Origin of the sequence: Methylobacterium sp. SD274, assembly GCF_017355285.1 — a bacterium.
GTDB lineage: Bacteria > Pseudomonadota > Alphaproteobacteria > Rhizobiales > Beijerinckiaceae > Methylobacterium.
Genome location: NZ_JADIJP010000040.1, coordinates 17,856 through 28,630, shown reverse-complemented (window position 1 = coordinate 28,630; position 10,775 = coordinate 17,856). Strand labels below are relative to the sequence as shown.

Annotated in this window: 9 protein-coding genes and 4 pseudogenes; 5 read left to right on the top strand and 8 right to left on the bottom strand. The window is 66.1% G+C overall.

From position 1 onward, the window contains the following. Positions 1-100 precede the first annotated feature (100 nt). The 5 genes and pseudogenes from IPV08_RS22475 to IPV08_RS22455 form a co-directional block, all read right to left on the bottom strand. Positions 101-334: pseudogene (locus IPV08_RS22475) on the bottom strand (helix-turn-helix domain-containing protein); the annotation flags it as partial. Positions 335-369: 35 nt separating this feature from the next. Next, positions 370-1,272: pseudogene (locus IPV08_RS22470) on the bottom strand (IS3 family transposase); the annotation flags it as partial. 32 nt (positions 1,273-1,304) lie between these two features. After that, a pseudogene (locus tag IPV08_RS22465) lies at positions 1,305-2,059 on the bottom strand (IS5 family transposase). Between the two features lie 67 nt (positions 2,060-2,126). Next, positions 2,127-2,372, bottom strand: a pseudogene (locus IPV08_RS22460) (transposase); the annotation flags it as partial. Between the two features lie 50 nt (positions 2,373-2,422). Further along, complete coding sequence (locus IPV08_RS22455) at positions 2,423-2,569, bottom strand: hypothetical protein (RefSeq protein WP_244474888.1); 147 nt, start codon at positions 2,567-2,569, stop codon at positions 2,423-2,425. Between the two features lie 109 nt (positions 2,570-2,678). Here IPV08_RS22455 and IPV08_RS22450 point away from each other — a divergent pair, with 109 nt between their 5' ends. Further along, positions 2,679-3,563 carry an SDR family oxidoreductase gene (locus IPV08_RS22450; RefSeq protein WP_055885176.1) on the top strand — a complete coding sequence of 295 codons (885 nt, stop codon included), beginning with the start codon at positions 2,679-2,681 and terminating at the stop codon, positions 3,561-3,563. A 169-nt stretch (positions 3,564-3,732) separates the two neighbouring features. On the opposite strand, the gene IPV08_RS22445 is transcribed toward IPV08_RS22450, so the two are convergent. Beyond that, positions 3,733-4,680: a LysR family transcriptional regulator gene (locus tag IPV08_RS22445; protein ID WP_055885172.1), complete on the bottom strand. Its 948-nt coding sequence runs from the start codon at positions 4,678-4,680 to the stop codon at positions 3,733-3,735. 117 nt (positions 4,681-4,797) lie between these two features. Between IPV08_RS22445 and IPV08_RS22440 the strand changes: the two genes are divergently transcribed. From IPV08_RS22440 to IPV08_RS22425, 4 genes are read left to right on the top strand one after another with little or no spacing between them, the layout of a single operon-like run. Further along, positions 4,798-5,406 (top strand): YceI family protein, encoded by a 609-nt coding sequence (locus IPV08_RS22440; RefSeq protein ID WP_055885169.1) that lies wholly within the window; start codon positions 4,798-4,800, stop codon positions 5,404-5,406. Positions 5,407-5,427: 21 nt separating this feature from the next. Then, positions 5,428-6,036: a cytochrome b gene (locus IPV08_RS22435; protein ID WP_055885166.1), complete on the top strand. Its 609-nt coding sequence runs from the start codon at positions 5,428-5,430 to the stop codon at positions 6,034-6,036. After that, complete coding sequence (locus tag IPV08_RS22430; protein ID WP_055885162.1) at positions 6,033-6,611, top strand: YceI family protein; 579 nt, start codon at positions 6,033-6,035, stop codon at positions 6,609-6,611. Before IPV08_RS22435 ends, IPV08_RS22430 begins: the two co-directional genes overlap by 4 nt. 27 nt (positions 6,612-6,638) lie before the next feature. Next, complete coding sequence (locus IPV08_RS22425; RefSeq protein ID WP_055885159.1) at positions 6,639-7,568, top strand: VOC family protein; 930 nt, start codon at positions 6,639-6,641, stop codon at positions 7,566-7,568. 346 nt (positions 7,569-7,914) lie between these two features. Here the strand turns inward: IPV08_RS22425 and IPV08_RS22420 are convergent, their stop codons facing one another. Together IPV08_RS22420 and IPV08_RS22415 are read right to left on the bottom strand one after the other, a co-directional pair. Beyond that, positions 7,915-8,331: an ester cyclase gene (locus IPV08_RS22420; protein WP_056161185.1), complete on the bottom strand. Its 417-nt coding sequence runs from the start codon at positions 8,329-8,331 to the stop codon at positions 7,915-7,917. Between the two features lie 98 nt (positions 8,332-8,429). Beyond that, the gene (locus IPV08_RS22415; RefSeq protein WP_207413840.1) at positions 8,430-10,592 is read right to left on the bottom strand and encodes a molybdopterin oxidoreductase family protein; all 2,163 of its coding nucleotides are present in this window, start codon (positions 10,590-10,592) and stop codon (positions 8,430-8,432) included. Between the last annotated feature and the right edge of the window lie 183 nt (positions 10,593-10,775).

The following is a 10,775-nucleotide window of genomic DNA, read 5'->3' as shown; positions in this document are numbered from 1 at the left end:
TTTCCTGCCCATCCGCTTACGGACGGCGGATGCATCAAAGCGGACCATGGTGCGGGATCCGCTCAATACGGCTCCTCCGCGACCTGCCAAACGTCCGCCCTCAGGTATTTGAAGGAACAGCATCGAAGCGAAGACGAGCATCGCGAATGCTCTGATGACTAGCTTCAGCCCATTCGACCAACGCTTGCAGGGGGGCTAGCAGCGAGCGCCCCAGATCCGCCAGCCGATATTCGACGCTCGGGGGACTGGTCGGGAAAACATGACGGGTGATGAGCCCATCGCGCTCCAGGTTCCGCAGACACTGCGTCAACATCCGCTTCGAGATATCCGGAATGTGGCCTGCCCCCATGCGGTGGCCCAAGTTCGAAGTTAGTGCATTGTCGGTCGCGTGACGATGGCGGGGTGAGCGAGCGGCGCTGAGCCACTTAGTTCTGTTGGCCAGATAACGACCTCCGGTGCAGGTGGCTGGTAGCCGAGCGACGAGTGCGGTCGGATAGTATTGTAGTCTTTCCGCCACTGCTCGATGACGACACTGGCTTCCTTGAGGGTGTAGAACACCTCCCCGTTGAGGAGTTCGTCGCGGAGCTTCGCGTTGAAGCTCTCGCAGTACCCGTTCTCCCATGGACTGCCCGGCTCGATGTAGGCGGTCACTGATCCAACCGCCGCGATCCAGTCCTGAACAGCCTTGGCGATGAACTCCGGCCCATTGTCCGAGCGGATGTGACCGGGCACCCCGCGGAGGCTGAACAGGTCCGAGAGCACGTCGATCACGTCGAGTGCCTTCAGCTTACGAGCGACCCGGATCGCTAAGCACTCGCGGGTGAACTCGTCGATCACGTTCAGCATTCGGTACTTGCGCCCATTGTGCGTGCGGTGCTCAACGAAGTCGTAGGACCAGACGTGGTCGGAATGCTCCGGCCGTAGTCGCAGGCAGGAACCGTCGTTGAGCCAGAGGCGCGACCGCTTCGGTTGCCGAGCCGGGACCTTGAGCCCCTCTCGTCGCCAGATCCGTTCGACCCGCTTCACGTTCACCGTCCAGCCGTCACGCCGGAGCAAAGCCGTGATCCGACGGTAGCCGTAGCGCCCGTACTGCAGAGCCAGGGCGATGATGGCGGCTGTAAGAGTGGCCTCGTCCTCGACCACCACAGCACACTTGCGCTGGGTCGAACGATGCTGTCCCAGGACACGGCAGGCAAAGCGTTCCGACACGCCATGCTCGGCAACGACGTAGTCGACACAAGCCCGGCGGCGAGCCGGGCTCAGAAGTTTCCCGATGCGGCCTCCTTGAGGATTAGGCTCTGGACTCATAACCAATAGCTGACGGTTGCAGCGATGCAGACGGCGGCGAGATAATGAGTTGCGAGCCTGTCGTATCGTGTGGCGATGCGCCGGAAATCCTTGATGCGGCCGAACATGCGCTCGATGGCATTGCGGCCTTTGTAGAGGACTGGCGAGAAGCACGGCTTCCAGCGCCGGTTGGACTTTGGCGGGATGTTGGGAGCGGCTCCCGTCGCCTCGATCTGCCGGCGGATGGCATCGCTGTCGTAGCCTTTGTCGGCGAGCAGGATACGGCACCGGGGCGAACGCTCGAGGAGCAAGGCTCCTGCCTTGCAGTCCGCGACCTGTCCGCCTGTCAGCAGGAAGGCGAGCGGGCGGCAGAACCGGTCGGTGAGCGCATGGATTTTGGTCGTGCGCCCGCCGCGCGAGCGGCCGATGGCCTGATTGTGCTCCCCCCTTTTCCGCCGGATGCGCAGCGATGCGCCTTCACGGCCGAGGAATCGATGAGCACCTGCGAGGGTGGACCGCCAGCCTTGGCCAGGGTCTCGAACAGATGGGTCCAGACGCCCTTGGCCGCCCAGCGTCTGAACCGGTTGTAGAGCGTCTTCTTCGGGCCATAGACCTCCCGCGGTGCATCCGCCCAACGCCCGCCCGACTTCAGCACATGGATGATGCCACTGATCACCCGACGGTCATCGACGCGCTCCTTGCCGCGCGTATCTGTCGGTAAGTGCGGCTCAATCTTCGCAAACTGTGCGTCCGTCAGCCAAAACTCGTCCATTCGGTCCTCCTTCCCGACAAAGGAATAACAGACACTCCTGCCAAGCCAAATTTATGGGTCCGAAGCCTAGCTTCTCCAAGGTCAGGTCGGAGATCGCCCGACGAAGCCGCTGGTTCTCCGTCTCCAGGGACTTTAGCCGCTTGACCTGGTCACCCTTCAGGCCGCCGTACTCAGAGCGCCAACGGTAATACGTAACCTCGGTCACCTCGATGGACCGGATTGCTTCCGCCACCTTGCGACCCTGCGAGACCAAAACATCGACTTGCCGCAGCTTGGCAACAATCTCTTCAGCCGTATGCTTCTTCCGTCCCATGATGACATCCTCCACATGGCTCAAAGCCATACCTCAGGGAGGACCACTTTTCAGGGGGCAGGCCACGCAATCACGATCAAGGTCGTCCATTTGTCGCCAAGGTGATCGAGCACGTCCCGGACCGGACAGCGGGCCGGATCGAAGCTCATGCGCTGCCAGCTGTCGAACTTGCCGGCCAGCCCGCTAACGTCGCTCATACCGGTGGTTCCTTCCCCGTAACCAGGTCCCCAAAACCTGCCTCCTTCGGGCGGCCTCGGTCTCACTTATAGACCTTGTACCGATACCGAACCACCAAGGCTTTGACACATGACGCTCCCATCCCACATGCGTCTGTTCGTGACGGGCGCCACAGGCCAACTCGGTGGCCTCGTCATCCAAAACCTGCTCCGGACCGTGCCCACCGCACAGGTGGTCGCCGGCGTCCGCGATGCCGGAAGCGAAGGGGCCAGGAAGCTGGCCGGGCTCGGCGTCGAGGTCCGCACAGCCGACTATGCCAAGCCCGACACGCTCGCCACGGCCTTCGCGGGCATCGAGCGGCTGTTGCTGATCTCCTCCAGCGAGGTCGGTCAACGCGCGGTCCAGCACCAGAACGTCATCGCCGCCGCCAAGGCTGCCGGTGTCCGCCTGATCGCCTACACCAGCCTTCTCCATGCCGACACGTCTCCCCTGGCCCTAGCGGAGGAACACCGCGCCACCGAGGCGATGCTCGTGGCGTCTGGGGTGCCCCATGTCCTGCTGCGCAACGGCTGGTACACCGAGAACTATGCGGCCTCGATCCCACCTGCGCTCGCACACGGCGTCTTCCTCGGCAGCGCGGGCGAGGGACGGATCGCTTCGGCGGCGCGGGCCGACTACGCGGCTGCCGCAAGCATCGTGCTGACCGCCGAGACCGACCAGGGTGGGCGTATCTACGAATTGGCAGGCGACGAAGCCTACACCCTATCCGACTTCACCAAGCTCATATCCCAAGCCTCGGGCAAGCCGGTCGCCTACCAGAACCTGCCCGAGGCGGAGTTCAGGGCCGCCTTGATCGGCGCAGGGCTACCCAACGCCTTTGCCGGCCTTCTGGCCGACTCGGATGCTGGCGCCGAGAAGGGCGCCCTCTTCGATGACGGCCGCCAACTCAGTGCGCTCATCGGTCGGCCGACCACCTCGACCTCATCCGTGATCGAGGCAGCGCTCAAGGGTTGATCTGCAAGCCCCTGCCGCCCGGGATAGGTACAAACCCCTCGTGGCGGCGGGATAGGGAAAGAGACCGAGGCTGTGAGGACACGTCGCCGTCATCGCGCCGTTCCACAAAGCCTCCACCCTGAGCCGACGCTGCTCAACGGCCGAGGAACGTCGTTGGAAACCGCTCGCCTCAGGTGCCTTCGGCCTGGTCCGGCTCGACGGCGAAGCGCTTCATCATCTCGGAGCGAACGTGCTCGCGAAAGACGCGCACGCGTGCCGGTAATTCCCGGCCAGCGAGGCTCACGGCCCGGAGCGCCCCACCCGCCGTCGCCCAAGGTGCGAGCACCCGTACGAGTGCCCCGTTCTCGACGGAGCCGGCCGCCACGGCGCTCGGCAGATGGCCGATGCCTGTCCCGGCCAGCGTCAGCCGGAGTACCGCGGCGAAGTCGCTCGCCCGGACGGCGGGGCTGAGCGCGACCTGTTCCGTCCGGCCCCGGCCGTCGCTGAGCATGATGCCCAGCGCCCCGGGCCGTTCGCGCGAGAGGATCAGGTCGTGCTCCGCCAGGGCCGCAAGGCTCGTCGGCGCCGGACGCCGCGCGAGGTAGTCCGGCGCCGCGTAGAGCCCGACCCAGAGACGCAGGATCAGCGCGGCCCTGTAGCCGGTCTCCTCCGCATCGCCCAGGCGCAGGGCGAGGTCGATCCGGTTGGCCGCGAGGTCGAGCCGCGCGTCCGTGTTGATCATATCGACTGTGATCTGCGGGTAGGCCCGGCGGAAGCTCGCGACGATCCCCGGCATCAGCTCGATGCCGAAATCGACCGAGGTCGTCACCCGGAGGTGACCCGCAGGAACGGTGCGGGCGTCACGCGCGGTCTCGGCCGCCTCGTCGAGGAGCGCGAGGCTCTCCTGCACCTTGGCATAGAAGGCCAGGCCCTCCGCGGTAGGCGACACAGCGCGGGGATGGCGGGCCACCAGGGTGGCGCCGAGCGCGGCCTCCAGCCGCGAGATGCGTCGGCTGAGGCTGCCCTTGGTCTCGCCCCGGCTCGCCGCGGCCGCCGTCACTGTACCGAGGTCGACCACCGCGCAGAAGGCGCGCAGGTCGTCCAATCCGCCACCGAAGGTTTCCGTTTTCGCAACCATGTGGTTCCGAATAGCAGGCTCAACCTCGGCCGCCAACGTGGGTATTCCAACGTCCTCGGCTCTCGCGGCCCTTCCCCCAGGTGGGGCGGGTCGCCCGTTTCAGTCCCGGAGACACCCGTGAAGTCCATCCTCATCCCCGGCCTCGCCCTGACCCTCGTCGCTACCCCGGTCCTGGCTCAGTCGCCGGCCACCCGCGACCCGGCGCAGATCCAGGCCGGCACCTACGCGGTCGACCCCGGTCATACCCAGGTCGGCTGGCGGGTGTCGCACATGGGCTTCTCGAACTATGCCGGCGGCTTCTCGGACGTGTCGGGCAGCCTCACCCTCGACCCGAAGAACCCCGCCGCCTCGAAGCTGTCGGTGAAGATCCCGGTCGCCTCGGTGACGACCACCAGCGCCAAGCTCACCGACGAGCTCAAGGGCGACCAGTGGCTCGACGCCGGGAAGTACCCGACCATGACCTTCGTCTCGACCAAGGTCGCGCCGGCCGGCAAGGACCACGCGAAGGTGACGGGTGACCTGACGCTCCACGGGGTGACCAAGCCGGTGACCCTCGACGTCACCCTGGTCGGCGCCGGCGCCAACCCGCTGAACAAGAAGTACACGGTCGGCTTCGAGGCCACCGGCACGCTCAAGCGCTCGGAGTTCGGCGTGAAGACCTACGTGCCGCTGATCGGCGACGAGCTGCACCTCACCATCGCGGGCGCCTTCGAGCGTCAGGACTGACCGACGGCTCGGAGGACGGCCATGGCAACCGGTGTGTCCGCGCGGCGGTACTCCGCCGTGGCTATCCTGCTGCACTGGGCGAGCGCGCTCGGCGTGCTCGCCATGATCGGCATGGGCCTGTTTATGACGCATGCGGGACTGGCGCCGATACGTCAGTTCCAGCTCTACCAGTGGCACAAGTCGGTCGGCATCACGGTGCTGGCCCTGACGGTCCTGCGGGTCCTCTGGCTCCTGACCCACCGGCCACCGCCGCACCCGGACGGGATGCCGGCGCGGGAGCGTGTGGCGGCCTCGACGGCGCACGGTCTGCTGTACCTGCTCCTCGTCGGGCTGCCCCTGACCGGCTGGGCCGTGGTGTCGCTGTCGCAGTTCAACATCCCGACTGTTCTCTATGGCCTCGTGCCCTGGCCGCACCTTCCCCTTGCCGCGTTCGTCCCGAACCCGGCGGCGGCGGAGGGCTTCCTCATGCTGGTGCACGCCTACGGGGCGTGGCTGCTGGCGGCGCTGCTCATCCTTCACGTGGCAGCCGTCCTGCGCCACCACTTCATCATCCACGACGACGTCCTGCGCCGCATGCTCCCGGCCCGTGCACCTTCGGCGCGGTCCGGGCCCCTGGAATCGAACCCATGAACACGCGACTCCTCTGCCTCGCGGTCGCCCTGTCGGCCGCCGCGGTTCCTGCGACCGCCGCCGAATGGGCGGTCGACCCAGCCAAGAGCACCATCAAGTTCTCCGGTGTGCAGGTCGGGGCGCCATTCACCGGGAGCTTCGAGCGCTTCCAGGCAAAGATCGACTTCGACCCGGCCAAGCCCGAGGCCGGGCACGCCGTCGTGTTGATCGACCTCGCCAGCGCTAGGACGGGCGACGTCCAGCGTGATGAGGCGCTTCCGCAGAAGGACTGGTTCGACGTGAAGGGCGCAAACCAAGCACGCTTCGAGGCGGCCCGCTTCATCGATAAGGGGCGCGGCGACTACGAGGCGGTCGGGACCCTGACGATCCGGGGCACAAGCCGGCCGCTCACGCTGCCCTTCCATCTCACGCACGACAAGGATCAGGCGCGGGCCACCGGCCACGTCGGCCTCGTCCGAACCGATTTCGGTGTCGGCCAGGGCCCGTGGGCATCGGGCCAGTGGGTCGGTCTCGATGTCGGGGTCGACATCGACCTCGCGGCCACGATCCAGCCCGCGCCCGCTAACCGCGGCTGACCGATTCCATAGCTCCGGAGCACTAGCATGACCCACGAAAGCGAACGCCTGGCAGGAGGTGCGCCCGGGACTGAGCAAGAGGGTGGGACCTCGCCGAACGTCCCGGTTTCACTGCTGGACACCGCGCCATACCGCGTCGGTAGCGTCGCCCTGGTCGTGCGAGACCTCGATGGCCTCGCCCGGTTCTATCGCGATACGCTCGGCCTCGCGACCATCTCGCGGAAATCCGATACGGTGCGCCTCGGGGTCGGGGCCACCGTCCTGCTGGAACTCCGGCACGATCCCGCTGCCCAACCCTGGAGCCCGCAGCAGGCGGGCCTCTTCCACACGGCCTTCCTGCTCCCGAGCTGCGGCCACCTGGGCGCCTGGCTCGCCTACGCGGCGGAGCGCAATATCCAACTCTCGGGCGCGGCCGACCACCTCGTCAGCGAGGCGGTCTACCTCAACGACCCTGAACGGAACGGCATCGAGGTGTACGTGGACCGTCCAAGTTCCGAGTGGCCGCGTGCGGAGGACGGCACTATCGTCATGAGGAACGACCGGCTCGACCATGCCGGGCTCCTGCGCGCCGCCCCAGCCCCCTGGAGGGGCATGCCGGCGGGCGGTCGCGTCGGACACGTCCATCTCCAGGTCGGGGCACTGGACGCCGCGGAGCGCTTCTACGCGGATCTGCTCGGGTTCGACGTGATGTGCCGCTACCCGGGCGCGACGTTCCTCGGGGCCGGTGGGTACCACCACCAACTCGCGACCAACATCTGGAACAGCCGGGGCTCTCAGGTGCGCCCTGCGGGCATGGCCGGTCTGGCCGAGGTCGAGCTCCAGATCGACACGAGGACGTTGGCTAAGGTTCGTGGGCGCTACCTGGAGGGCGGATTGGCGATGATCGATGACGACGGTGCCACCGTGCTTCACGACCCGTGGGGAACTCGGCTCCGCCTCGTGCCATCGAGCGTGTGAACGCGAACGGTCGCTTACTGGAGAAATCTCAGGACGGGAGTGCGACCCGAAAGGGACCCTTCTGGGGCGTCTACTCGGGGACGACCAGAGGCCGCTCCCGCCATGAGCCGAAAGTGCTGGATGGCAGACGAATGGCCGCTTCGAAGTAACTCAAACGACGTTCTTGGCGGCTGGGTTGGGTCGTCGGCAGCTGGTCCGGTTTACGACCGCGTCGGGTGGTTTTCAGCCCTTCCGCTTACGGAGCCAGCCACAAGGAAAGCTGCCGCTCGCTGAGGCGGTTTAAGCGCTAACGGATGGCGGCCTCGTTACACTGCTCGTTGGAAGCCGAGGCGCGCCACTTTGAGGGCTATCCCCAACCAAGCTCCCTAACGGCCTGGGCGTCGTTCCAGATCTTCGTCACACCGACGATCTTATCGCCCTCGAACTGCATGACGTAGACGTAGTCGGTCGAGGTGCTCTTGCCGGTGGGCGGGCACGGGCCGCCTTCGCCGGTATGCGTCCCTTGGAAGACCCCGTAGGCCGCCACGTTCCGGCGCTCCTCATCCGTCGCGAACGACTTAACCTCGTAGCGGCCGTCGGGGATGAAGGTCAGAAGGCCCTTCATCCACTCCGTGTAGTCCCGCAGGGTGGTGACGTCCGCGAGCGCGTCGGCCTGGGCAGAGAAGGTGGCGTCGGGCGTGCAGTAGCGCTCGCACGCCTCCCAGCCGCCTCCGGTCTCGCACGCGTCGAAGAAGGCCTTCGCAACGGATGTGATTGTGCTCATGGTCGGGATCCTGCTTCTTCTTGATTGAGGACGGGCGTCCCAACGGGACCTCCGTGTTCGTCTAGGACCAACCTGCTCGCGTAGCTGGAGGCAGGGCCTCAGTTCGCCCGGGCGACCTCGACGAGGTTGTCCGAGAAGGACGGCGCGTGGCCCATGTCCGTGAAGGCGCCCGACGAAATGCTGTTGACCGTGCCCTCGTTGAGCTGGCGCCAGTAGCCCAGCGTCGCGACCACGATGCCGGCCCTCACGTCGTCGGTGATGCGCGCCACGCCCTTGAAGGCGCCGCGGTCGTTGGCGACCTGCACCCGGTCACCATTCCGGATGCCGCGCGCATCAGCGTCGTGCTGGCTGATCATCACGAACTGCTCGCCTTGACCCTTCTGCTTGTCCTCCATGTTGGCGTAGCAGGAGTTCAGGAAGTAGTGGCTCTTGGGCGAGACGATGTTGAGCGGGAAGCGCTTGGCGAGTTCCGGGTCGTTGGTGTGGGACTCGCGCGGGCCGAGGTAGTCGGGTAGCGGATCGAGCGCTTCGCCGGGCTGGAAGCCCTCGTACATCTGCCGGAACGGCGGCGCGACGAAGTTCGTGGCGCCCTCGACCATGAACATGCATTTGCCGGTCGGCGTCGGGAAGTTTCCTTCCTTATGCGGGGCACGGTCGTCCGGTGTACCTACCTTGAGTCTGGCGAAGCCATGCTCGCGCATGTACTGGAGATCGATGCCCTCGCAGGCCGGCGCGTTCCAGTCGACGTAGTGCTCCAGGCACTCTGTGTCAGTCCACCTGAAGTTCTCTTCCTCGAAGCCGAGCCGGGCGGCGAGCTGGCGGAAGATCTCGTTGTTCGGGATGGCCTCGCCGGGGGCCTCCGCGCACTTGGTGTTGTAGGTCAGGTAGAGGTGGCCCCAGGACAGGATCATGTCCTCCATCTCCGCTCCCATCGTCGCCGGAAGCACGATGTCGGCATAGGAGGCGGTGTCCGAGATGAAGTGCTCGGCCGAGACCATGAACAGGTCCTCGCGCATCAGCCCGGCGACGATTTTGTCGGTCTCGGGCGCCTGCGTGACCGGGTTCGAGTTCCAGCACATCATCGACATGATCGGCGGGTCGAGCTTCATCTCCCCGGTCAGCGCGCGTCCGATCTGAAGGTTGCTGATGACGCGGGTGCCCTCCGGGATCAGGTCGGGACGGCACATCACGTCGAACTTGTAGGGATGCTCCCAGACGCCGAACTGGGTGACGCCGCCACCGACATGGCGCCAGGCGCCGGTCAGCGCCGGGATGGACGACACCGCCCTGATGGTCTGGCCGCCGCCGTAATGTCGCTCCAGCGCCACGCCCATGCGGATCCCCACCGGCTGCTCGGTCGCCATCTCGCGGGCGAGCTTGCGGATGTCCTCGGCCAGGACGCCGGTGATCTCGGCAGCCCATTCCGGCGTGCGGGTGCTGGCCCGCTCCTTCAGCTCCTCGAAGCCGACCGTGTAGTTGTCGACGTAGTCCTGGTCGACCAGGCCCTGCTCGATGATCGAGTTGATGAGGGCCATGGCTAGCGCGCCGTCGGTGCCGGGCTTCGGCGCGATGTGCCAGTCGGCCGCCTTGGCGGTACGTGAGGCGTAGGTGTCGATGACGACGACCTTGGCGCCCTTCTTCTGAGCATCCTTGACGATGGCCCAGTGGTGCAGGTTCGTGCTGACCGAGTTGCAGGCCCAGATCACGATGTACTTCGAGTGGATGTAGCTGTCCGGGTCGAGGCCCGCCGTCGGGCCGACGGTGAGCAGCCAGGCCGTGCACGAGCCCTCGCCGCAGAAGGTGCGCTCGGTCACGGTGGCGCCCATGCGGTTGAAGAACGCGTCGCCGCCGTTCAGCCCGTGCACCAAGCCCTGGTTGCCGAGGTAGCTGTAGGGCGCGATGGCCTCGGGGCCGTACTGGTCGATGATCGCCTTCCAGCGTGTGACGATGGTGTCCAGCGCCTCGTCCCAGGTGATGCGCTCGAACTGCTTCGAGCCCTTCGGCCCGACCCGCTTCATCGGGTAGAGCAGCCGGTCGGGGTGGTAGTGGCGCTTCTCATAGTCCTTCAGCTTCACGCACAAGCCGCCACGGGTCATCGGGTGGTCCGGGTTACCGCGCACGCCGAGCAACTTCCCGTCCTTGACCTCGAACAGCATCGAGCACGTGTCCGGGCAGTCGTGCGGGCAGCCGCCGAAGAAGGTCTCGGTGAGGCTCTCGGCCTGGGCGACCAGCAGGGAGTCAGGCTTGACGATCTCGTTCATGTTTCCTCCACGGCCGAGCGTCCTGCCTTATTTTTCTGGCAGGCCGGCCCAGTGCGTCAGCAGAATGCACTCAAGTGCAAACAATTCCAAATTTTGGTCCGGTGGAAGGGCCAAAAGAGCGCTGGGCCATGGTGCCAACCGTTTTGTTGCGGATCGGGGCCGTGCGCCTGAGACCTGGTTCGT